Annotated in this window: 27 protein-coding genes and 1 riboswitch; of the genes, 7 read left to right on the forward strand and 20 right to left on the reverse strand. The window is 34.5% G+C overall.

The features are described from left to right. Nucleotides 1–30: 30 nt before the first annotated feature. The 5 genes from HUE87_RS10455 to HUE87_RS10475 form a co-directional block, all read right to left on the reverse strand. Nucleotides 31–693, reverse strand: a complete 663-nt coding sequence (locus HUE87_RS10455) for a response regulator transcription factor (RefSeq protein ID WP_194366333.1) — start codon at nt 691–693, stop codon at nt 31–33. A gap of 41 nt (nt 694–734) precedes the next feature. Further along, nucleotides 735–2,873 carry a ferrous iron transport protein B gene (feoB, locus tag HUE87_RS10460; protein WP_194366334.1) on the reverse strand — a complete coding sequence of 713 codons (2,139 nt, stop codon included), beginning with the start codon at nt 2,871–2,873 and terminating at the stop codon, nt 735–737. Beyond that, nucleotides 2,870–3,097, reverse strand: coding sequence for a FeoA family protein (locus HUE87_RS10465; RefSeq protein WP_194366335.1), 228 nt, complete (start codon nt 3,095–3,097; stop codon nt 2,870–2,872). The genes feoB and HUE87_RS10465 overlap by 4 nt, the downstream gene beginning before the upstream one ends. Nucleotides 3,098–3,160: 63 nt before the next feature. Continuing rightward, on the reverse strand, nt 3,161–4,423 hold the full coding sequence (locus HUE87_RS10470; RefSeq protein ID WP_194366336.1) for an OprD family porin: 1,263 nt from the start codon (nt 4,421–4,423) through the stop codon (nt 3,161–3,163). Between the two features lie 35 nt (nt 4,424–4,458). After that, the gene (locus HUE87_RS10475; RefSeq protein WP_194366337.1) at nt 4,459–6,078 is read right to left on the reverse strand and encodes a methyl-accepting chemotaxis protein; all 1,620 of its coding nucleotides are present in this window, start codon (nt 6,076–6,078) and stop codon (nt 4,459–4,461) included. A gap of 160 nt (nt 6,079–6,238) precedes the next feature. Between HUE87_RS10475 and HUE87_RS10480 the strand changes: the two genes are divergently transcribed. After that, complete coding sequence (locus tag HUE87_RS10480) at nt 6,239–6,796, forward strand: CDP-alcohol phosphatidyltransferase family protein (RefSeq protein WP_194366338.1); 558 nt, start codon at nt 6,239–6,241, stop codon at nt 6,794–6,796. A 24-nt stretch (nt 6,797–6,820) separates the two neighbouring features. Here HUE87_RS10480 and HUE87_RS10485 read toward each other — a convergent pair whose 3' ends face one another. The 3 genes from HUE87_RS10485 to HUE87_RS10495 are packed head-to-tail and all read right to left on the reverse strand — an operon-like array spanning nt 6,821 to nt 8,256. Then, on the reverse strand, nt 6,821–7,204 hold the full coding sequence (locus HUE87_RS10485; protein ID WP_194366339.1) for a DoxX family protein: 384 nt from the start codon (nt 7,202–7,204) through the stop codon (nt 6,821–6,823). Next, entirely contained in the window at nt 7,201–8,028 is an 828-nt protein-coding gene (locus HUE87_RS10490; RefSeq protein ID WP_194366340.1) for a mechanosensitive ion channel family protein, read from the reverse strand. Before HUE87_RS10490 ends, HUE87_RS10485 begins: the two co-directional genes overlap by 4 nt. A gap of 9 nt (nt 8,029–8,037) precedes the next feature. Further along, complete coding sequence (locus tag HUE87_RS10495) at nt 8,038–8,256, reverse strand: hypothetical protein (RefSeq protein ID WP_229855133.1); 219 nt, start codon at nt 8,254–8,256, stop codon at nt 8,038–8,040. A 177-nt stretch (nt 8,257–8,433) separates the two neighbouring features. Between HUE87_RS10495 and HUE87_RS10500 the strand changes: the two genes are divergently transcribed. After that, nucleotides 8,434–10,035, forward strand: coding sequence for a DEAD/DEAH box helicase (locus HUE87_RS10500; RefSeq protein WP_194366341.1), 1,602 nt, complete (start codon nt 8,434–8,436; stop codon nt 10,033–10,035). 52 nt (nt 10,036–10,087) lie between these two features. Here the strand turns inward: HUE87_RS10500 and HUE87_RS10505 are convergent, their stop codons facing one another. Beyond that, nucleotides 10,088–10,342, reverse strand: a complete 255-nt coding sequence (locus HUE87_RS10505) for a hypothetical protein (RefSeq protein WP_194366342.1) — start codon at nt 10,340–10,342, stop codon at nt 10,088–10,090. Between the two features lie 124 nt (nt 10,343–10,466). After that, a riboswitch (cyclic di-GMP riboswitch) is annotated at nt 10,467–10,541 on the reverse strand. An 87-nt stretch (nt 10,542–10,628) separates the two neighbouring features. On the opposite strand from HUE87_RS10505, the gene HUE87_RS10510 reads away from it, so the two are divergent. After that, nucleotides 10,629–10,994, forward strand: coding sequence for an HIT domain-containing protein (locus HUE87_RS10510; RefSeq protein ID WP_194366343.1), 366 nt, complete (start codon nt 10,629–10,631; stop codon nt 10,992–10,994). 139 nt (nt 10,995–11,133) lie between these two features. Here the strand turns inward: HUE87_RS10510 and HUE87_RS10515 are convergent, their stop codons facing one another. The 7 genes from HUE87_RS10515 to metK all read right to left on the reverse strand — a co-directional run bounded on the left by HUE87_RS10515 (nt 11,134) and on the right by metK (nt 15,836). Beyond that, entirely contained in the window at nt 11,134–12,132 is a 999-nt protein-coding gene (locus HUE87_RS10515; RefSeq protein ID WP_194366344.1) for a beta-ketoacyl-ACP synthase III, read from the reverse strand. After that, nucleotides 12,132–13,130 carry a phosphate acyltransferase PlsX gene (gene plsX, locus HUE87_RS10520; protein ID WP_194366345.1) on the reverse strand — a complete coding sequence of 333 codons (999 nt, stop codon included), beginning with the start codon at nt 13,128–13,130 and terminating at the stop codon, nt 12,132–12,134. The genes HUE87_RS10515 and plsX overlap by 1 nt, the downstream gene beginning before the upstream one ends. 3 nt (nt 13,131–13,133) lie before the next feature. Further along, entirely contained in the window at nt 13,134–13,283 is a 150-nt protein-coding gene (rpmF, locus tag HUE87_RS10525; protein WP_008335740.1) for a 50S ribosomal protein L32, read from the reverse strand. 32 nt (nt 13,284–13,315) lie between these two features. After that, the gene (locus HUE87_RS10530) at nt 13,316–13,672 is read right to left on the reverse strand and encodes a DUF177 domain-containing protein (RefSeq protein ID WP_194366346.1); all 357 of its coding nucleotides are present in this window, start codon (nt 13,670–13,672) and stop codon (nt 13,316–13,318) included. A 6-nt stretch (nt 13,673–13,678) separates the two neighbouring features. After that, nucleotides 13,679–14,092, reverse strand: a complete 414-nt coding sequence (gene ndk / locus HUE87_RS10535) for a nucleoside-diphosphate kinase (RefSeq protein WP_194366347.1) — start codon at nt 14,090–14,092, stop codon at nt 13,679–13,681. 144 nt (nt 14,093–14,236) lie between these two features. Beyond that, on the reverse strand, nt 14,237–14,521 hold the full coding sequence (locus tag HUE87_RS10540) for a 4Fe-4S dicluster domain-containing protein (RefSeq protein WP_194366348.1): 285 nt from the start codon (nt 14,519–14,521) through the stop codon (nt 14,237–14,239). 157 nt (nt 14,522–14,678) lie between these two features. Beyond that, the gene (metK, locus tag HUE87_RS10545) at nt 14,679–15,836 is read right to left on the reverse strand and encodes a methionine adenosyltransferase (RefSeq protein ID WP_194366349.1); all 1,158 of its coding nucleotides are present in this window, start codon (nt 15,834–15,836) and stop codon (nt 14,679–14,681) included. Nucleotides 15,837–16,003: 167 nt separating this feature from the next. On the opposite strand from metK, the gene pgm reads away from it, so the two are divergent. The 3 genes from pgm to HUE87_RS10560 all read left to right on the forward strand — a co-directional run bounded on the left by pgm (nt 16,004) and on the right by HUE87_RS10560 (nt 19,210). After that, nucleotides 16,004–17,632, forward strand: a complete 1,629-nt coding sequence (pgm, locus tag HUE87_RS10550) for a phosphoglucomutase (alpha-D-glucose-1,6-bisphosphate-dependent) (RefSeq protein ID WP_194366350.1) — start codon at nt 16,004–16,006, stop codon at nt 17,630–17,632. Between the two features lie 128 nt (nt 17,633–17,760). Then, nucleotides 17,761–18,357: a peroxiredoxin gene (locus HUE87_RS10555; RefSeq protein ID WP_194366351.1), complete on the forward strand. Its 597-nt coding sequence runs from the start codon at nt 17,761–17,763 to the stop codon at nt 18,355–18,357. 142 nt (nt 18,358–18,499) lie between these two features. After that, complete coding sequence (locus HUE87_RS10560) at nt 18,500–19,210, forward strand: hypothetical protein (protein ID WP_194367978.1); 711 nt, start codon at nt 18,500–18,502, stop codon at nt 19,208–19,210. Here HUE87_RS10560 and HUE87_RS10565 read toward each other — a convergent pair whose 3' ends face one another. From HUE87_RS10565 to HUE87_RS10580, 4 genes are read right to left on the reverse strand one after another with little or no spacing between them, the layout of a single operon-like run. Further along, nucleotides 19,211–20,098: a DMT family transporter gene (locus tag HUE87_RS10565; protein WP_229855134.1), complete on the reverse strand. Its 888-nt coding sequence runs from the start codon at nt 20,096–20,098 to the stop codon at nt 19,211–19,213. After that, the gene (locus tag HUE87_RS10570) at nt 20,092–21,360 is read right to left on the reverse strand and encodes an ATP-dependent DNA helicase (RefSeq protein ID WP_194366352.1); all 1,269 of its coding nucleotides are present in this window, start codon (nt 21,358–21,360) and stop codon (nt 20,092–20,094) included. Before HUE87_RS10570 ends, HUE87_RS10565 begins: the two co-directional genes overlap by 7 nt. A gap of 26 nt (nt 21,361–21,386) precedes the next feature. Beyond that, a complete protein-coding gene (locus HUE87_RS10575; protein ID WP_194366353.1) occupies nt 21,387–22,523 on the reverse strand; it encodes a vWA domain-containing protein in 1,137 nt (378 codons plus the stop codon). Nucleotides 22,524–22,563: 40 nt separating this feature from the next. Further along, nucleotides 22,564–22,857, reverse strand: a complete 294-nt coding sequence (locus tag HUE87_RS10580; RefSeq protein ID WP_194366354.1) for a helix-turn-helix domain-containing protein — start codon at nt 22,855–22,857, stop codon at nt 22,564–22,566. 94 nt (nt 22,858–22,951) lie between these two features. Between HUE87_RS10580 and HUE87_RS10585 the strand changes: the two genes are divergently transcribed. Next, nucleotides 22,952–23,494 carry an outer membrane protein gene (locus HUE87_RS10585; protein ID WP_194366355.1) on the forward strand — a complete coding sequence of 181 codons (543 nt, stop codon included), beginning with the start codon at nt 22,952–22,954 and terminating at the stop codon, nt 23,492–23,494. The last annotated feature ends 54 nt before the right edge of the window (nt 23,495–23,548 follow it).

Raw genomic sequence — 23,548 nt, forward strand, 5'->3', positions numbered from 1 at the left:
TTTGTCTCCTTCACAATGTAAAGGCAGTTTTTACTTGAGAAGTTTATAACCAACGCCTCTTACAGATTCTATAAGAGATTTGTCCCCAAGCTTATTTCTAATTCTACCTACCATCACGTCTATACTTTTATTTGATGAATCTTCATTGATAGCATTAACATTATGAATCAGATCTTCTCTTGAAACGACAAGTCCCTGCTTTGCAATCATATATGATAAAATTCCAAACTCTGCATTTGTCAAGTCAATATTTCTATTTTTATATGTAATCATCATAGATGAAACATCGCATTTGAAGTCACTTTTTGATTCTTGTTTTTCTTGACTTTTTGCTTCATAACGTCTTAAAACAGAGTGTATTCTAGCTTCTAGTTCTCTAGGATCATAAGGTTTTGGAAGGTAATCGTCAGCTCCGAGTTCAAGTGCCTTTACCTTATCTGTCACATCACTTCTAGCTGACGAGATAATAATTGGGATATCCTGCCTCTCTCGAATTGCTTCACAAACTTCAAGTCCGTCCATACCAGGAAGTGATAAATCTAAAATAACTAAATCAAAAGGTTCTAGCTTTAATATACTGACGGCTTTAAATGGGTCATCTTCAGTTACTACCTCAAACTCAAACTGCTCAAGATACTCTGTAAGTATCTCTGCAAGTTCTAAGTCATCTTCAATCATTAATATTTTTTTCATAAATGAATCTTAACAGATTTGAACTAATAAGTAGCTAATACTTAGCTAAAAAGCATAGATGTCACATTAAATGCAACAAATGCAAGCCCATACGCTACTATTGATGTGAATGCAAAAAGGTAAAAAAAGTATTTTATTCCTCCAGCTTCACGAGTAAATACAACTGATGCTGCTAAACATGGCAAATAAATCATAATCACTACAATAAAAGCGACGGCGGATGCAAAGGGTATATTTTTAGATATTACAGTAATCAAAGAGCTATTATCTTCATCAACTTCACTACCCAAAGAGTATAAAACTCCCAATGTTGAGACTACCACCTCTTTTGCTGCAAGCCCAGTTTGAAGAGCTACACTCATTTTCCAATCAAACCCAAGTGGTGCAAAAATTGGTTCAGAAAATTTACCTATAGTTCCTAAATAGCTCTGCTCAAGTAGCTCTTGGGATAACTTATTTTTTAATACTGATTTTTCATCTTCCCCTACTGCCTTCTCTACCTTAGCCCCATATTCCTCTTCTAGAAGCAAATTATGAGGATAGTTACTTAAAAACCATATCAGCATAGAGGCTGCAGCTATATATGTACCTGCTTTTTTCAAATACATCAAAGTTTTTGTCACAACAGTATGCCAAATCAACTTCAAAGATGGGAGTCTGTACTTTGGCATTTCCATAACAAATGGTTCGTTTGCCCCTTTAAATGCTGTCATTTTTAGTACTTTTGCTGCTATAAGTCCAATAATAGCACCACTGATATAAATTAGAAACAAAATATTACCAGCCATCTCAGGACCGAAAAATGCACCTGCGAAAAGAACATAGACTGGAAGTCTTGCTCCGCAACTCATAAACCCGATTATAAAGAGTGTTAACAGTCTATCTCTGTCATTTTTCAAAATTCTAGCTGACATGTAAGCTGGGATAGAACAACCAAAACCAGTTACCAAAGGAATAAACGACTGCCCATGCAAACCAAATTTATGAAAAAATCCATCAAGCAAGAAAGCGACTCTCGACATGTAGCCTGTTCCCTCAAGAAGTGCAATACCTATAAAAAGAATAACAATATTTGGGACAAACAAAACAACTGCTCCAACACCGGCTATAATTCCGTCTACAATAAGTGATCGTACATCGTCATTAGCTATTGTCGGGCCGACTGTATCTCCAAGCCATCCAAAGAAAGCATCTATCCAGTCCATCGGAATTGAACCTATCTCAAACGTAAGCTGAAACAATCCCCACATAAGAAACAAAAAGATTGGAATACCAAACTTTGGATGTATTAATACGCTGTCTAACTTATCTGTAAGTGTTCTTTTTTCAACTATTTTTTCCTCTTTTAAAACCTCAGCAATAACTCCCCTATTAAAAGAACCATATTCCGAAGCAAAAGCCTCTTTTATATCATCGCTATCATGGTGAAGTTCAATATGATGTGATGCTTCTATAAGGATTGGCTGAAGCTCTGTCCATATAGGGTCATCATGGAGTTTTGCATAAGTTACTTTGTCATTTTTCAAAAGATTGATTGCTATATTTCTATATGAGTTATCATCTTTATATTTATGTCTTGTGAGATAGTTTACAATTTGAGAGATTTCTTCTTCTACGGCTTCACTAAAAATAAGTTTTTGCTCAATACCCTCAGATTCATACTCTTGTAAAATTGAATCTATAAGATTTTCTATTCCATACTTTGTAACAGCAGAGACTTTTACACAGCTAATACCAATAAGTTGAGACATATATTTTTCATCTATCTTTATCCCCTCTTTATCAGCTTCATCACTCATATTAAGTGCAATTACCATTTTTTTACCAACACTCATAAGCTCAGCAGTAAGTTGAAGGTTTTTTTCTAAATTTGTAGAATCAACTACATTTATAATTACATCATAATCTTCTCTTGCCAAATACTCGCTTGTTACCCTCTCTTCTATTGTATAATCATTAAGAGCGTAAGTACCTGGCAAATCAACTACAGTAAAATGGTAATCTTTATAATCAAAAAGAACTTCTCTTTTTTCAACCGTTACACCTGTAAAATTCCCTACATGTAGATGGGCATTCGAGATAGAATTAATCAGCATACTCTTTCCGACGTTTGGCTGACCTACTAATGCTATTTTAATGTGGCTTGCTGTTATTGGACAAACTTTTGCTTGGGGTTTCATATATCTTCTACCTCTATTAACTCAGCTTCTTTAGATCTAAGAGCTATTCTCATCTTGCCAACTTTAATCTCTATAGTGCTCTTTGCAGGGGAGTGTTCCAAAACCTCAACAACGACCTCTTTCATAATACCAAAAGAGATGAATCTTTGCTTTAGTTCTGAGTCAGCATGTAGCTTTAATATTTTTACTTTACAAGCTTTTTTGCAATCGCTTAGTTTTTTCATAATTTCTTCAATCTATTTAATTTTTATAATGATAACGAATATCATATTAATAGTAGATTAAATTTAAAAGTTGTAAGCAATCATTAATTGCAAGCGAGTCCAATCATTTGATGAATCTTCTTTGTCTTTTTGGACAACATATATAGAGCCTATATATAAGCCTTCCTTAAACTCATATTCACAACCAATATTATGCTCAACAATATGCGCTTTTTCTCCAATAGAGTTTTCTTTTCCTTTAAAATCTCCATATGCGTACAGAAAATGTAATATTCCAACATCACGAGAAACACTTAATAAGATAGCTCTTGCTTCTCTGTCATCAGCGATTTCATCAAGTATCATAGTGTCCATACTGGTAAACAGTGTTCCACCGCCAGTTCCAGAATGACTATGTTTACCTACTTTCTTATTTGATTTATTGTATGCTAGCTCAAAGCCAATGTTATTAACTGAAAACCCAGCTACAGCACCATATATTTCTGCTTCCACACCACTAGCACCAATCTCTGATTCATTTAGATATTGAGCTGCTGTGTCAATAGAAAAATCTTTAGTGATATCAAAAGTGTAAGCAATATCAAAATAGATTGCATTAGTTAAGTCTATAAAATTATAGTACCAAGCATTTATTTGAACATCATATGTATAAGTGATACCGCCAACCCATGCCCCGTCAGCACCAACATTTATCCATTCGCCATGTTGTAGTCCGGCATCTATACCCTGCCATTTCAGTAAATTTCCTGCAAAAAATTCAAAATTATCAATATAATATGTAGCGGTATAAGCTTCAAATGTATTTTGTATCATTCTAATATTATCACTATCAGCCAAAGGAGTATTGAGAACTTGAAGACCTGCTCTTATATTCAAATCTCCATTTCTATAGTTTATATAAGCTTCTGTTAGTTCTGTATACTCATTAGTATCTGATGATAGCTCAGAATTGTGCTTAGCATCTTTCCCTGATGCATAATCAAGATCTTGTGATGTCGTAAAAGCAGCACCGGCATTAAATCCATTATATTCTGCAAGCTCGTATTTAAGCATACCACCAACTGCACTTGCATACTCATCAGGATTATCTCCTTCTCTAAAATATCCAGCATACATGGATTTAAATTGACCGCTCACCTTACCATCTGCAACCATCCGTCTAAGGTTACCAACAACTGAAATCTCTTTTTCATAATTCTGAGCAAACTTATCAAGTTTTTCATGAACAGATATCTGTTTATCTTCATGAAATCTCCCTGTCTCTGCTACTAGTGATACAGAACAAACTAAAATAAATAAACTTATACTTAACTTATAATTTAACATTACTAAAACTCCTTAAATTTTGTGATTGTATTATTTTATACTTTAAACTCTTCCATCTTAGTATTCAATTGCTTGGTCAAACCGTTTAAATGCTCGGCAGCTGCTGCTATCTCTTCAACACTCTGTGCATTTGAGGCAACTATATCATTAGCATTGCTTATCTCAGTTGAAATATCATTCACTGAAACACCAGTAGCTTCGAAATCAGAAACTGTCTTCTCAGTGGCTTCTGATGCTATTTGCATTAAATTTAAAGTTTCAGTTATTTTTACTTCCACTCCAGAAGATATATTTGCTAATGCCTGAATATTTTTAGAGTTAATATTCATCTGCTGACTTGTATCAGAAATAGATTGCACAATTATACCAATACTAGACTGTATCTCAACAAGACTTTTTTGTGTTCTCTCAGCTAGTTTTCTAACCTCATCAGCAACAACCGCAAAACCGCGTCCATGCTCACCTGCCCTTGCCGCTTCAATTGCGGCATTTAAAGCCAATAGATTTGTCTGGTCTGCTATATCTCCAATGACATTTAATACATCTTTAACCTGCTCTGCATCACTGCTTAATTGGTCTATCTTAGTGGATAAGTCAGCTTCAACATTTGCTGTTTCTTGAACACTTGATGTTAAATTTATAATATCATTTGTAGCTTCTGTAAGATTCTCGTTTGCTTTAATACTATTTTGAAGACTCTCTTTGGCATAGCTAACGGATATTTCTATTTCATCCGTTATGTTTTTGGCCTTCTTAGTCGCATGTTCAACTATCTGCATTACATTTTCAACTTTTTGACCTACTATAGTAGATGTTGTTGATAGTTCATGAGATATTGATGAATTTTCTGTAGAAGAATTTTTTGCTTCTGTTATAAAATCTTTAAAAGAGTCCATAACTAAGGAAATATTTTGAATAATCTGAGTAACCTCATTTTTAGAACCTGCTTGTAAAGTAAAATCAATATTTGAAACCTTAGCCAAAAATGTATCTACCCCTTTTATAGAACTCAGTAGTTTGTTTATAATACCAAAAGCAATAAATAACACAATTATCAATAGAGTTGAAGTATAAATATTTTGTAGTTCAAAGTCAGATAAACTCTTATTTAAGTTTTTTGCAGAAACAATTGTCTCATCTTTGTATGCATCAACCCATCCCTCAAGTTGCTTAGAAAGTTTTGCAGCAAATGGGTCTAGTTTTAACATCAACTTATTTCCTTCTTGTGGTCCATATTTTACATAAGAGTTTGCCATCTCTAAACCAACATCATAATATTTTTGCATATCCAGTTTAAAGTTTTTAAGATTACTAGCCATCTCCTCTTCATTAATCTTCATATGCATTGCTACCAATCTATCTATAGCTTTATTAGCTTTATTAAAATATTTAGATGCTTCAGAGTAACCATCATCAAAACCCTCTGCGGCTCTAGTAGCAGAAATATCTGTCAACCACTGCTGTATCTGTATAATATTATACTGCAGCTCTAAAAAATCATAGATATTTGGCAAAACAATCTCTATCTGTTCATTTGACTTAGTTTCTATGTCACGCATTGTATAATGGTTTAAAATAGCACTGATAAGCAGTATACCAAGAACCAAGCCTGCTACAACGATAATAATGTTCTTTATTTTAAAATTATTTAACATAAAATAATAATTCCTTGTGTTTTTAAATTAGTTATAGATTTTAATTAACTTGCTGGAAATAGTACGACTTATTATGTTAATTGTGACTTAATAATCCATGATAATTTATAAATGAATTTTTAATTTCTTAATGCTATAATTTCGCAAACAAAGGCAACAAATGAAATTTTTATATCAACCATCTTCACACTTCAACTTGGCAAACCTTTTTACATTCGTAAATATTACAGCCGGTCTTCTTGCGACATATTTTATAACTCACAACAACTTTTTTATTGCAATTATATTAGCCTGGATTGGCGGTGCTTTTGATATTTTTGATGGAAAAATTGCTAGAAAATATAAGCTATCTAATGAATTTGGAGTTCAACTTGATAGTTTTGCTGATTTTTTAAGTTTTGTGCTTGTTCCTGTATTTTTAATATTTCAAGCAGTTTACTCTGTTTCACTCTCTGACATATCTCTTTTATTGGCGGGAGTTGTGAGTATATATTATGTGATTTCGGGACTTAGAAGACTTATTCACTTTAACATTAATGCAGAGGCTGGTAAAGTTGATAAGTTTTTCACTGGAGTACCTACACCGCTTGGAGCGATTTTACTCTGGTTAGTTTACTTATGTGCTACTTATGACTTTATACCAGCATTGGCTGTCATAGCTATTATGGCTTTAATTGGGTGGAGTTTAAACTCTAAACTAAGAGTTCCCCACCTCTAAATAGTTCTACATGTAGATGCTTTTCTACTTACTATTTACAGCGTATTTTCCACTTCCAAGCAAGAAAACCACAACCGAGATAATAAAATATAAAAATGGCAATTCAATTACTGGTGCCCCATGCTTACCTAATTCAAATATAGAGTTATAATAAGCTAAAAAGATTGCCATAATCATATTAAACGCCAACAGAACTGAGGCAACCCTAGAGTAAAATCCCATTATAATTAAAATTGGAAGAGCAAGTTCCCCAATATAAACTCCGTAAGCAAAAAATTCAGGTAATCCTGCGTTTACAACTAATTGCTTAACACCCTTTATTCCGTTAATAATCTTCTCAAAACCGTGAAAAAGTATCATTAAACCAAGGGTTAATCTTAAAATAAGTTTTGCTATATCATTCATCATTTCTTCTCTCCTACCATATGAATCTCTCTTTTTGGAAATGGTATCGTTATCTTAGCCTCATTGAAAGCCTCTAAAACTTTTAGGTTTACATCATATTGTGTTTTAAAATAACTGTTCGTTACAACCCAGTATCTATATCCAATATTTACAGAATTATCTGCAAATTTTTCTACCCCTACAATTGGTTCATTTTCATTTGAGACATCTTCACATGTAGATAGCACAGCTTTAATAAGTTGCACCACACTATGAACATCGCTATTATAAGAGACACCAACGCTTCCCTCAACTATGCGGTATGCATATGAGTTTACTAAAACATCACCTATCATATATTTATTTGGTATCGTTATCTGCTCTTTATCTTCATTAATTAAAACAGTATACGCCAACTTAATCTCTTGTACTTCTCCATAAATATCATGAACTCTTATAGTATCACCAATTTTAAAAGGCTTAGTTGCGATAAGAACTATGCCTGCTGCAAAGTTAGACACACTCCCCTGAAGGGCTAAACCAGCAGTTAAAGATATTGCACCAAGAGCCGCAATAAATGGAGCTATGGAAATGCCGAGCTTTCCAAGTGCTAAAATAGCCATCATCGCAACTATAAGAAATCTTACTAAGTTAGCTATAAACCCACTTATTGTCTCATCTATTGTAGTTTTTAATAGTAGTTTTAAAACATACTTATGGATATATTTTGAGGCTACGACACCTATCACTAAGATAATAATCGCACCAATTATTTGAAAACTATAGTTAGTTATAAATTCTATTACTATATTATAAAATTGTCCAACCTCTTCAAGCTCTTTTTCCATATTTTACCTCTACTTTTTCTCTCTAAACTTACAACTTCCAACACTAATTGTTTTGCCTGTTTTAATAGCTTCTTTTACATATGCAAGTGCCCCCTTAGGATCAGCATCACCTATCTCTTCTTCTATTATTCGAAGTAACTCAGCCTCATTAGTTATTGCCCACATCTTTTCATATGTATATTGTGTCTCTATTTTCATATTAGTATCATATCTAAAAAATAAATTCATTACTACATCTATCGGCAATATCTTCATTTTCTACACAGTGTAAACTTAACTAATTTTAAATATACAATCTTTAAATATAAAACACATAATATTTGGGTATAATTCGCCAAATAGTTTAGGGGAAGGTGCATTGCCAAATGAGGCAATCTTGTATCAGCTCCTATTTAAAGGATAACGATGCAAGAAAATGCACAAACAGTAGAACAAACTAATGAAGAGCCAACAATCACATTTGATGATTTAGGTTTAAACAAAGATATACTTAGAGCAGTTAAAGACGCAGGTTTTACAGTTCCAAGCCCTATTCAAGCATCAGCAATACCATTCGTATTAGCTGGTCGTGACATAGTTGGTCAAGCACACACTGGTACTGGTAAAACAGCAGCTTTTGGTCTTCCGGCACTAAACAATATTGATCCTAAAAATGGTGTTGGTATACTAATTATCACTCCAACTCGTGAACTTGCTACTCAAGTTAGTGATGAGATGTTTAAGTATGGTAGAAATATAGGCGCTAGAACAGTAACTGTTTATGGCGGTAGCTCTTATAATAGACAAATTGACCTTATTGAAAGAGGTGCAGCAGTTGTTGTTGCAACTCCAGGTCGTCTTTTAGACATACTTAAAAAGAATTTACTTAAAGATTTCGCTCCTAGTATCGTTGTACTTGACGAAGCGGATGAGATGCTTGATATGGGATTTTTAGATGATATTAATGAAATATTCTCTTACCTTCCAACAAATCGTCAAACACTTCTTTTCTCTGCAACTATGCCTAAGCCTATTAGGCTTCTAGCTGAGAGAATATTAGACAATCCAGAGTTCATCTCTATTACTAAAGGTGAAACTACAAACACAGATATTGAGCAAGAATACTATGTAATCGAAGAGTCTGAAAGAGATGATGCTATCATCCGTCTAATGGATGCTGAAGAGACTAAAAAATGTGTAGTGTTTTGTAGAACAAAAAGCGAAGTAGATCGTCTTTCAAATGTTCTTTCAAATGCTGGATACTTAGCTAATGGTCTTCATGGAGATATGGAGCAACGCCAACGTGAGACTGTAATCAAAGGTTTCAAACAAAATTCAGTAAAAGTACTTGTTGCTACTGATGTAGCCGCTCGTGGTATACATGTAGATAATATCTCTCATGTTTTCAACTACCATATTCCTTTTGACCCTGAGTCTTATGTTCACCGTATTGGTAGAACTGGTCGTGCGGGAACTAAAGGTAAAGCTATTACACTTTTAACTCCTCTAGAGTTTAAAGAACTACAAAGAATAAAAGCAAAAGTTGGAACTACAATGACTCATGCATTTGTTCCAAGTAAAAATGATTTAAGAGCTTTAAACTTAAAATCAATAGTAAAAACAATTGAAGACCAACACATCTATGATGAAGCTCATCAAATTCTTGACATGTTAAAAGAAGATATAGACGAAGCTACTATTATGTTTAAACTAGTTTCAATGATTCTTGATAGACAGGCAGTTAAAGGTCCAAATACTATCGGTATCCCTGCTGATAAGTTAGCTGCTATTTTAGAGCGTGCTGCTAATAGAAATGATAGCAGAGGTGGCCGTGGTGGTTACAAAGGAAATAGAAATCGTTCAGGTGGCGGTGGAGATAGAAATCGTAGCGGTAGCGGTGACAGAAATCGTTCAGGTGGCGGCGGTGGATACCGTGGTGGAAACTCTAGTGGTGGAAGTTCTGCTGGCGGCGGAGACAGAAGTCGTTCTGGTGGCGGTGATAGAAACCGTAACAGAACTAGAGACTAAATTGTATGCACATGTAGAACTCTTTGTTTTACATGTACAAATATAAAAAAGCCTAAAAGCTATAATTCATCCAAAAAACAACTCTGTTAATCAAGCTACTATTTTTTTCATTCCTATTCTCAAGTTCTAATAAACTATTAGAGATATTAACCTTAAACACAAAGTTGCCAAAACTTATTGGCTTTATATCAATAAAATCATTAGAAAAAACATCTAAAACAAACTCATCCTGTTTAAGAGTTTCAGATGAAGCTCCTAAGGGACTAAACATAAAAAATGTCATAATGACAAATATTACAGTTTTCATGACCTTCCTCCATACAAATAAGTATAATGTCAGAACATAAAAGTATATATAGCACACACCATGCTAATAACGCTTACACTTATAAAGAAATTTTGATAGATAAAGGAAAATGAGGTGTAAATACCTAGGCAGTCTGGCGATCTATAAAAGACCCATAACTTTCCGTGCTTGCTTCGCAACAAGGTTGGCTTTTTCTAATATTTATCAATACTATAATTATACCCACTTTTATGTTTTTTATTCTTAAGAACAGTAATTGCTAGCTTCAACAAAGAAAGGACTAATAATGATTATCTATGAAGAGAGTGAGCTATATATTGAGAAAGAGCCAAGTGAAATACCTTGGCTTAAAATATTTACAAAAGAAGCCTACAAAGAGTTAGGTGATGTTCCAAAAAGTTTGAGAACAAGACTTTGGGAAGTATATGACATAGTAGAGTACGAAATGAAGGATTACTACAGACCTACTAAAATAAATATGGCATCCTTTGCAAATATGCTTCCAAGAGTTCATATACATGTGATGGCTAGATTTAAAGATGATAGTCACTTTCCTAATCCTATATGGGGAGAAAAATTACGAGAAAGTGATTTAAAGCTTCCAGATGAAAAAGAGTTTTATAAAAGAGTTAAGAAAGCTTTGGAAAATTAAAGAACAAACGTATTAATTTTAAATTGTTAAAATTTTCAATTTTGCTATAGTTCAAGGCGAAGTTTAGTTTTGTTGAGGAGCTCGCTTGTGTGAGTGACGAAATAAAGCTAAATTTCAACGAAGAAATTTAGTAAAAGTTTTATTTTAACGGGCTAAAAGGGACTAGAGCGCTTCCCCAAGTCAATCCCCCACCAAAAGCATCTAAAAGCATCAGTTCACCTTTTTTAAGTGTTCCTTGCTCATATATATCATTTATAGCCATTGGTATTGAAGCACCAGAAGTATTTCCATATTTTTCTACAGTAAGTACAACTTGCTCATCTTTTAGCTTAAGAGCATCACCAACTGCCTTAATAATTCTGTAGTTAGCCTGATGTGGCACAAAATGCTTTATTTGTGAACTTTGAATATTGTTCTCTTGTAAAATTTCAACAACATCTTTTGTAAGAGTTCGAACTGCAACTTTAAAAGTTTCATTTCCCTTCATTTGCATAAAACAACTTGAGGCCTCTTGACTTAAAGAGTCGTGAGTAGAGCCACTTCCACCATTAGGAGTCATAAGTAAATCTGCATATGCTCCATCTGAACCCGTATGAACATCTATAATTGCTTCATCTTTATTTTCAGTTGCTGATATAACTGCAGCACCAGCACCGTCCCCAAAAAGAATACATGTACTTCTATCAGTATAGTCTGTAATAGCTGATAATTTTTCTGCACCGATTATAAGAATATTTTTTTTCATCCCCGATTCAATAAATGCTTTGGCAATTGAGAGAATGTATACAAAACCTGTACAGGCTGCAGAGATATCAAATGAAGTTACATTACCAAGTCCAAGCTTAGTTGCAATTATAGTAGCTGTTGAAGGCATACAGAAGTAATCTGGAGAGATAGTAGCACAAATAACCATGTCTATGTCACCCTTAGCTATGCCACTTCTCTCTATTGCCAATTCTGCAGCAAAAGTACCCATATCACTAGTGAACTCATTTTCAGCAGCAATGTGACGTTCTTTTATCCCGGTTCTTTTTGTTATCCATTCGTCTGTAGTATCGACCATTGTAGATAAATCTTCGTTTGTTAAAATTTTGCTTGGAACATAAGCACCGATAGATCGAAAAGCAGCGTAAGCCATTATATTTCCTTGTTTTTTAAGGCTTCTAGTCTCTCTACAATATGTTCATTAACTCCAGTATCAACATAGTTTATAGCTTGAAAAATTGCATTTTGTATAGCTTTGGGATTACTTTTACCATGACTTACTATTGCACACCCTTTTATACCAATAAGTGGTGCTCCACCTATCTCTGCATAATCCATCTGTGCTTTGAGAAGTCTAAAAACTTTTCTCATCAAAAGAGCACCTGTAATAGCAATTGGTGATTTTCTAATATAATCTTTAATAAGACCTGTAATTGTAGATGCAACACCTTCACTTGCTTTTAGGACTAAATTTCCTACAAAGCCGTCACAAGTTATTACATCACAACTACCATTATATATATCACCACCCTCAACGTTACCTTTGAATCCTTTATATCCAACCAAGATTTTAAATGCTTCTTTTGTTACTTCGTTACCTTTGGATGGCTCTTCACCATTAGCAAGAATACCAATTCTAGGGGTCTCTATCTTCAATAGATCCTCTGCATAACATCCACCCATAATGGCAAACTGTGCGATATGTTCAGCTTTTGAATCAACATTTGCACCAGCATCTAGTAATATTGATCGTCTAGCAAGCTTTGTTGGCATCAATGTAGCTAATGCAGGACGAAGTACACCTTGAAGGCGTCCTAGTCTAAGCGTTGCAAGTGTCATTGTAGCCCCGCTATGACCGGCTGATACAACACCATCTGCTTCACCATTTTTTACCAGTTCAATAGCTTTGTAGATACTACTATCTTTACGTTTTACAGCATCAGTAGCTGCATCACTCATAGATATAACGTCATCTGCTTCTACTATAGAAATCTTATCTCTATAACGTTTTGGTAACAGAGGTAAAATTTCTGATTTTTTTCCTACAAGTATAGGTATAAATTGCTTTTTCTTAAGCGCTAGAATACAACCCTTAACAATTGGCTCAGGACCGTAGTCCCCGCCCATTGCGTCAATAGCAATCTTAACCATTGACTACTTATACTCACCAGTAGTTGGGTTGATATGATGTGGAAGTTTGTAAGTTCCATCCTTATCTTTAACTGGTTTAGCTAAAGTGATTTTATAGTGAGTTCTTCTTTTCGCTGAACGTGAATGAGATACTCTTCTTTTAGGTACTGCCATAATATATTCCTTTGTTTAAATTTTTGTTCTTATTAAGAACTTTGACAACTGCCACAACTGTTATAGTCGCTTTTTATAAGTTCTATTTCTGAATTCAGAAGGTCTTCTATATCTACTATCGAATTTAATGATTCCACAACATCTAATAAAGCTTCTTCATGTTTTTCATAAACACCATCTGAGATAAAAAATTCTATATCTTCATCTACATCAAGCTTGAACTCTTCAGCACAGACATCGCAGTCTGTAGTGATTTTCCCACTTAAATTTGCTTTGAGCAAAATTAATTTGTTGGCATCATACTGTAAATAACCTTTAAAAGTTATTTCATCAGATTTTACTTCAAAATCCAATGGTGTTTGACCAACTTTTCTAAGCATTACTCGCATAAAAAATTAAGAAATTTCTCTTTCAGAGAAAAAGAATGCGATTTCAACAGCTGCATTTTCTACAGAATCACTTCCGTGAACTGCATTTGCATCTATATTTTCAGCGAAATCAGCACGAATTGTTCCAGCTTCTGCTTCTTTAGGATTAGTAGCACCCATAAGGTCACGGTTCTTCTGCATAGCATTTTCACCTTCTAAAACTGTTACAACTACTGGACCGCTAATCATAAAATCAACTAAGTCTCCGAAAAAAGGTCTCTCTGCGTGAACTGCATAAAAAGCTTCTGCATCTGCACGAGAAAGTTGAATTTTTCTTGTTGCTGCTATTTTAAGACTAGCACTCTCAAAACGGTCTAAAATCTTACCTACAACACCTTTAGCTACGGCATCTGGCTTTATTATCGATAGTGTTCGTTCCATCAAATCTCCTATTATATTTATAAAATTAGGATGGAATGATATCTAAAAAATAGTTTATTATAAATTAAATGGAAAAGAAATTTTATAAGATTGTAAAAAGTGAGTATTACAAAGTGAAAGACACTTTGTAATATTGTAAAAAGACTATTCTACTACAGGCTGTAGATTTGAACGCTGATCGTCTGTAATATCATCACGATGCGATGGGCTTTCACCGATAGCATCCCAAGTAATACATCCTTCAGTAGGACATGCGGTAGCACATGCTGGTTCATCATGATGACCAACACACTCTACACATTTATCACTATATACATAGTAAATCTCGTCACCTGTTGGATTATCATCCTCATCAACTATCGCTTCTACTGGACACTCATCTATACAAGCACCACAGTTAATACATGTATCATTTATAATTACTGACATTAGAATTCTCCTAGTTATTTTATTTTTCGAAGTAATTTTAACAGAAGATTTTTAAAGATAGCTAAAATATCTTTTATAAGAGTCTAATTATATTAATTTGTAACACTTTCAGCATAAACAATCCCCTAAATACTAGGGGACTTGATAATGATTACAATTAAAGTTTTAAGTACTCTTTAATATCTACTACTCTATCTGTAAGCTCCCAAGTAAAACCATCTTCTTCTCTTCCAAAGTGACCATAGGCTGCTGTTCTTCTGTAAATAGGTCGGAGAAGATTCAAGGAGTCTATAATACCTTTTGGAGAGAGATCAAAAAGATCTCTTACACATTTTTCTATTTTTTCTTCTTCTACTTTAAATGTCCCGTGAGTATCAACCATAATAGAAACTGGCTGAATAACACCTATCGCATATGCGATTTGCAAAGTTACTTTATCACATGCACCAGCTGCAACCAAATTTTTGGCTACCCATCTTGCAGCATAAGCGGCACTTCTGTCAACCTTGGTTGGATCTTTTCCGCTAAATGCACCACCGCCATGAGGGCAAGAGCCACCATATGTATCAACTATTATTTTTCTACCGGTAAGTCCTGCATCACCTTGTGGTCCGCCTATTACAAATTTTCCAGTTGGATTGATATGAAAAACTGTACTTTCACTCATCATCTCTGCAGGTATAACATCCTTTATTACTTCATTTATCACATCTTCATGTATTTTGTCTTGGGAAACATCCGGAGCATGTTGTGTTGAAATAACAACAGTCTCAACTGAAACGGGCTTGTCACCTATATATTTAACACTTATTTGTGCTTTTCCATCAGGACGAAGATATGGAATAATCCCCTCTTTACGAACCTCTGCTAATCTTCTGGTTAGATTGTGAGCCAAGTAAATTGGTAAAGGCATAAGAACATCTGTTTCACGGCAAGCATAACCGAACATCAGTCCTTGATCACCGGCACCAATCTCGCCATTAGCCTGATCAACACCTTGGTTAATATCAGGAGACTGTTCTCCTATCCCATTTAAAACTGCTGCGGCTCTATAGTCAAAACCATAAGTTGCATCTGTGTATCCAATCTCTTGAATAACTTTTCTTGCAATCTCTTGCATTGGGGCATAAGCCGTTGTTTTCAGTTCGCCTGCAATTACACAAAAACCATTTGATACCAATGTCTCACACGCAACGCGTGCATTTGGATCATGTTCAATAATATAATCCAGAATTGCATCACTGATTTGATCTGCCATCTTATCAGGGTGCCCTTCTGTTACAGACTCTGAAGTAAATATATACTCTTTCGTCATCGATTTTCCTTATTGAAATACAGAGTCAAGCCCCATAAATCACCGAAAGTATATCTTAGTATTTTAAATAAAGCTTTTTACGTAATTTTTATTGTATTTTGTTGTATTTTTATAATACAATTATAAATAAATTTAAATATAAAAAATCAACATGGAGTTATACTTTAATGACACATAAAAACGCAGGAAAAAAAGTCTCTTCTTCTAATCTAATAAATATTCCTAATCTTATTTCTGACTACTACACAAAAACGCCAAATATGTCAGAAAGTTCTCAAATGGTTGCTTTTGGCACATCAGGTCACCGTGGTTCATCTTTTAAAAATAGCTTTAATGAGGCACATATTTTTGCTATTATGCAGGCTGTATGTGATTATAGAAAAAGTAATGGTATCAACGGCAGACTTTTTATTGCAAAAGACACACACGCTCTCTCAACGCCTGCGCAACTCTCTGCACTGCAAGTTTGTATAGCTAATAGTGTTGATTGTGCAATAGCACAAAATGATGGTTACGTGCCAACCCCCGTACTATCATTCACTGTTATAGAGGCAAACAAAACCTCTAAAGAGCTTTGTGATGGTATTGTTATCACTCCATCACATAATCCTCCCCAAGACGGAGGGTTTAAATATAACCCGCCAAACGGTGGCCCTGCTGACACCGATGCAACTTCTGTTATTGAAGCAAATGCAAATGAGTATCTTAAAAATTCTCTAAATGGTGTAAAAAAAGTGAGCGTAGAAGAGGCTCTTAATAAGGCGGCTCAAATAGATTTTACCACCCCATATGTAGAAGCGCTATCAAGTATAATTGACATGGATCTTTTAAAGTCAAGTAAACTAAATGTTGGTGTTGACCCACTTGGCGGTTCAGGGATAGAAGTTTATAAAAAAATAAATGAGATTTATGGGCTTAGACTTGAAATCGTAAATGAAAATGTTGACCCTACCTTTAGTTTTATGTCATGTGATCATGATGGAAAAGTGAGAATGGACTGCTCATCTCCATACGCAATGACATCACTAATCGCATTAAAGGACAAATATGACCTAGCTTTTGCTAATGACCCAGATTTTGACCGTCATGGGATTGTGACTAAAAGTGTTGGGCTTATGAACCCCAACCACTATTTATCTGTTGCTATTTGGTATCTTTTTCAATACCGCAAGAGTTGGTCACCTTTACTAAAAATAGGAAAAACACTTGTTTCAAGTTCCATGATTGACAGAGTTGCAAAATCTATAAACCGTGAGGTTATTGAAGTACCGGTTGGGTTTAAGTGGTTTGTAAACGGGTTAAGCGATGGAAGTATAGGTTTTGGCGGTGAAGAGAGTGCCGGCGCCTCTTTTTTACGTAAAGACGGTTCTGCATGGACAACCGACAAAGATGGAATTATTTTAAATCTTCTTGCTTTTGAAATTACAGAAAAACTCAAAAAAGACCCTGGTACTATATATAAAGAGCTAGAATCGCAGTTTGGTGTCTCTTACTATGAAAGAAGTGATGCTGAAGCATCGCCTGAACAAAAAACAAAACTTAAAAAACTATCTCCTGATGATATAGTATCTAAGAGTTTAGCCGGTGAAAAGATAGAGGGTATTTTCACGAAAGCCCCAGGAAATAGCAAGGCTATTGGTGGACTAAAAGTAACTACAAAAAATGGATGGTTTGCGGCACGCCCATCAGGAACAGAAGATATATACAAAATATATGCAGAGAGTTTTATCTCAAGAGAACATCTCTCTCTTATTCAAGAAGAGGCAAAAACATTAGTACTTAGCGTAATTGGATAAGCTAATAGTAGCCATAAAGATAAATAAAAAATTTCTTTATATAATTTTTAATCAAGTAAAATAATATATTTGTTAATTAAATTTAGTTAGAATTTTATAAACAAAAAAAAACTTTAAGGAATTATAATATGTTAGTAACAAACCAAGCTCCAGATTTTACAGCAACAACAGTTTTAGCAGATGGCTCAATAGTAGAAGATTTTAAATTATCAGAAAACTTTGGTGAAAAAGGTACAGTTTTATTCTTTTATCCATTGGACTTTACTTTTGTATGTCCGTCTGAACTTATTGCATTTTCTCACAGAATTGAAGATTTCAAAAGCCGTGGTGTAAATGTTATTGGTGTTTCTGTTGATAGCCAATTTTCACACTTTGCATGGAGAGAAACTCCAGTAAACAATGGTGGTATAGGCCGTATCAAATACCCACTTGTAGCTGACCTTACAAAACAAATCTCTAAAGATTATGATGTACTTTTTGGCGAAGCTGTAGCGCTTCGTGGATCATTCCTTATTGATGGTAAAGGAATTGTTCGTCATGCAGTAATAAATGATTTACCACTTGGTCGTAATATTGATGAGATGATTCGTATGGTAGATGCAATGCAGTTTACTGATGAGCACGGTGAAGTATGTGCTGCTGGTTGGCAAAAAGGTGACGAAGGTATGAAAGCAACAACTGAAGGTGTAGCTGAGTATCTTGGTAAACACGAGGGCGATTTATAATCGACCTGATCCAGCAACGCATATTTTGCGTTGTTCATTCGTCACTCACTCGCAGTACCTTTATTCGCGCCTTAAATATAAACTACTATTTAATCACAATCAAATTTCTTTTTTTTACCACTTTTAGATAAAATATAAAATTATGAGTAGACAAGAGAACAAAGACGAGACAAGAGCAAAAAAATATCTACAAACTTTAGAATATACAAAACTAGAGCATGAGCCACTTGGAAATGTCACCCCTGACTTTCTTCTTGACAATAAAATAGCTGTAGAGGTTAGAAGACTCAATAGAAACTATATAGATAGTGATAAATTGATTCGTATAGAAAACTTTGAAATACACCTCATTAAAAAAGTAAAAAAAATAATTTCTATCTTTCAACATACAGATTATAAAAATTCTGCCTATATATCAATAACACTTTCCAAACCGTTAGAAGTAGAGAGTAAAGCAGGTGTTATTAAAAGAATAAAAAAAGTATTAAAAACACACACTCATAAAATCCATAAAAAAAAGTCATATAAGGTATCTGAGTATTTAAAAATAACATTTACCCCAATAAAGAAGAAATCAGTGCAGTATATTTTCTCAGATTGTAATAATGATTATTTATGGATTGTAAATGAGTTACACAAAAACATTCAATTGGTTATTGATGAAAAGAATAAAAAAATATCTAAAAATTTCAATTTATTTGACAAATGGTGGTTAATACTAGTTGACTCTATAGTTTATGGGCTAGATAATGATGACTTTAAAGCACTTAAAAAAATCAAACTAAAAAAGCGTAAGTTTTCTAAAGTACTAATACTCTCATCAAAGGGGAAGATTAAAACTTTTAAGTTTTAATTACTTTTTCTTACCTACCAAAATCCCGCCAAGTATAATAAGCCCTATTCCCATATAAGTATATATGTCAGGAAGTGCATCTCCTAGCATCCATCCAAAACCTATGGAAAATGGGATGTTTGTGTAGCTGATTACACCGATTATACTTACTTTTGAAGCGCTGTATGCTTTTGTTAGTAACCATTGAGATAGTGTCGAGATAAGTCCCATAAAGATTACAAGCGACCAGACATAAAATGTGTTTGGAATAGTAAAAACTGGAAACATAAAACTTATAGCCTCTGGTGCATCCACATATGGTGCTAGTAAAAAACCAAATGCTGGAAGTATTGTCCCAATTCCCACAAAAGAGAGGACTATAACTCTAGAGTCATATATATCTTTTATCTTTTTTATAGTCGTATATGCAGCTGCTGCGAAAAATCCGCCGAGTATTCCTAAGAAATGAGCATACGATATAGTAAATCCAAAAGGTTTTACTATTAAAATTATCCCTAAAAAACCAAGTATAAGGGCAAAGATAGTGTTAAGACTCAGATGCTCTTTTAGAAGGTAGTAGGCTAAGATTGAGACAAACAAAGGTGAAGTCTTGTTTAAAGTAATCGCCTCACCTAGCGGAATGACTGTGATTGTGTAAAAAAACAGTATCATTGCCAAGAAGCCATATACCCCGCGAGAGATTAACATGTAGAACTTACCGCCACTTAATTTTGGAGCTGTATGCTTTAGTGCATAGAGTATAAGTGCTATACCTAAAAGGTTACGAAAGAAGACAATTTCTAATGCACTCATCTCATCAGCTAGGATTTTTGTGAGTGCCCCATTTATTGCAGATATTAATGCACCTGCGAGCATATAGAGTACACCTCTATCTATTCTACTTAACAACTTTGTTTCACTTTAACAAATTCCAAGGCTTTAGAGTTTACAAAAACTATCTCTCTCCACTGTTTTGCTGGCGCAATAAGGTTCAACCTTTTGGGATTAGAACTTCTTGATATCGCCACATAAAACTGCGATGGTGCAAATATCTCATTAGTCTCTATTATCAAATCCTCAATAGACATACCTTGTGATTTATGAATTGTAATAGCATAAGCTAGTTTTATTGGGTACTGGTAAACACTAAAAACAGGCTCTTCAACAATCTCTTTTTTACCACTTATGCTTTTTTCTTTCCACATGCTCTTGCTTTGTGCGATTGCTTCAAGTTTTACAACAACACCGTCACTTTTTTGAACATATACAAAGTTGTTGTCAACATTTACGATCAAACCTCTCTCACCGTTAAAATAGTTCCAAGAGTTTCTTGTAAAAAGAACCGGAACTCCTACTTTTAACTCCAGCTCTTTTTCTATCCTTGCATCACCCATAAAACGCTCTATCTCAAAATCTTTAGTAGTCTTTAAATGTTTAATGACCTGAGCCTCTTTTATAAACAGTTCGCTATCTACAAAAGAGAGCTGATTTTTATTGTGAAATGAAGCTGAGTTGTTTTTGCCAAAAAGAAAAGTAAACTCACTTAAATCTTCTGGGAGCGGTTTTATAAATTCATTGAGGGAATTATGTACATGTTCGTTTACAAAACCACCTCTAACATGTGCTAAAAGTTCTATAAACTCCTTGTCATCAGTTCTATAAATATGTGTCAATTCTACTGTTTCAAACCCAAACTTATCCCAAGATGATGATTCAAAAGCAAACTTAACATCGCCATATCCACGAACTACAGGAGGGAGTTGTAAAAAGTCACCTACAACAAGAAGGGAGCCTTTAAACTCTGCTTGAGTCAGCCTAACTCTTATCATGTCAAAAAGAGTATCACTTACCATGGAGATTTCATCTATAACGATTAGCTCCATACTAGAGAGGAGTTTTTTCACTTTCGCTTTGATCTCTAGCTTGCCATTTTTCTCTAGCTCTTCTATGTTTGAAGCAATTCCTAAATCTAAAAAACTGTGCAGAGTCTGCCCACTTATAAGCGTAGCCGCCATTCCAGTCGAAGCTAATTTTGCAACTTTTTTTGCATCTTCTTCGTAAGCTTTTATGACATCTCTAGTAATGGTTGTTTTGCCAACCCCTGCCCCGCCGGTTAAAAAAACGTTCTTTTTTGCCTGTAGTTTTTCAATAACATTTTTCAAATAATTCATGAAAAAATTATACAATAATTCACGTGCTAATCCTCTAAAAGTATAACTTCTCCAAATGGAACTTCAGCCACTTTTTGGCTTATCCATTTTACATCATAAAATGGAGCTACATGTGGAAATATTCCATCTAAATCCGTAAAATACAGAAGCAATTTTGTATCTTCAAGCTCATTTTGTATAAACTCAAAAACAGCTCTAAAGTCTGTAGCTCCACCACCTTTTAAATCGGCTTCCAAAATATCGCCACTGTAAAAAGTTTTATGTGATTGGATTTTATCGTCACAAATCAGCAGCTCTATTTCGTAGTTTTGAATTGTATTCATAAGAAAGTTCAACTCACTTAAAAACTCATTTAAAAGTTTTTCATCTATTGAGCCTGAGCTGTCCACCGCCACTACCAACTTAAATCTTTGGCTTATACATGAGGGCAAATATATCCCTACATGTAGAAATTTTTTATTGGGTGGCAAAAGAGTGTAGTCATCTTTATGAAACCTGTCGAGTGCCGCTTTTATCTCGTCTCGCCAATCAATTTTACCCTTACATGTAAGATTGAAAAACCTCTCTATCGCAGCTGGGATTTCGCCATTTTTTATCTCTGCCTCAATAGTTGCTTTTGCAAACTCCTCAAAGAGTTGTTCTGTTTGGATAGTTTCATTTTGTGCTTCTGGGTTAATCTCATTTTGTTCATCTTCGTTTGAGTTATTAGGATGAATATCATTCACATCATCAGCTTCATACTCCAAACCTTCATCCTCACGAAGTATGTCAGCTTTTAGCTCGGCATAAATCTCCTCCGCATAGAGTCCGCTAAATCTTTTTGAGTAGTGTGCCTCATGGGGCCTCTCTAAACCATTCTCAACCAACATGTCATTTACTGCATAGTCGGTCGCCAGTTGCCATAGCCAGCCACTTCTGCCGTTTTTACGGGACTCATGAGCCAAGGAAGCGTGCATAGCCCCGTTTGCAAAGACAAACTCCATCTCACTCAGTTCCAAGCCTTGAAAAAAATCGCTGTTATACTCCAGCTTTACACCGTTGCTTTTAAAGCTTTGTATATCATCATTTATGCTCAGCTCCAACCTTGAAGCTATCGTTCCAAAAAGTGGATAATCAACTAATAGTTTAGCTTTTGCTTGTGAGATTTTTTGTTGTAATGTCATGTAAAAATTATATCACAGATGATACATATTTATTTTTTTATCAACAATCACTATTGTTGTCAACTTCTCTACAAATCCTCTTAATATCTACTACTCCCTCAAAAAAATCACTAATTTTCACATCAAGTGCTATGGAAATTTTATAGAGGTGTTCAATATTAAAATGTTTTTTGTTATGGTAAATCTCAGCAACAGAAACAAGCCCTACCGATTTTAGCCCAATTGCAAGAGCCAATTCAAGTTGTGACATCCCTTTTGCTTTTCTTAAGCACATTACATTTGTACCAATAGTACGATAAAGAGTATCAATATCCGACTGAGAAACTTCTTGCATAAACTACCTATAGTTAATATTGGTATAAGTTTATTAGTAATACAATCTAACATCAACTAACTATGGTTAGTTAGATTACATTTAGGATTGAAATATGAAGAAAATAGCATTGGCTGTTTTATTGGCAAGTGGGTTAATGGCGGCAGATAGTGGTGTTTATATAGGTGCTGATATTGGGAATACAGCTTTTGATATGAAAGCATCAGCTCTTGGAGTTAGCGCTGAGGAAAAAGATGATGGTGGGTCTCAAACTTTAAAAGTTGGTTATTATCTTGATAAAAACAGCCGCGCATGTATAAGTTATCAAAATATCAATGTTGATGGAGGAGATGCTTATCATTTTGGAATCGGTTATGACTATCTAATCGGAGATAATGATATTAAGCCGTTTGTTGGTGGTTATGTTGGGTACGGTTCGGCTGAAGTTGATGTTTATTCAGAATTAGATATTTCAGGTGTTGTTTTTGGTGCACAGGCTGGTGTCAACTATGCTATAAATGATAATTTCTCTGTTGAAGCTGGCTATCGCTATATAAAATCAAACATGGAAGACACAATAAACATTATCGGTGTTGACGTAAAGCTTGAAGTGGATCCAATTAAGAATTGGTTTGTTGGCGTAAACTACAAGTTCTAATTTTTTCTTTATTCTCATAGTCGCCATGTTTTACTATTCATGGCGAAACTAACT

Origin of the sequence: Candidatus Sulfurimonas marisnigri (genome assembly GCF_015265475.1) — a bacterium.
Classification (GTDB): Bacteria; Campylobacterota; Campylobacteria; order Campylobacterales; family Sulfurimonadaceae; genus Sulfurimonas; species Sulfurimonas marisnigri.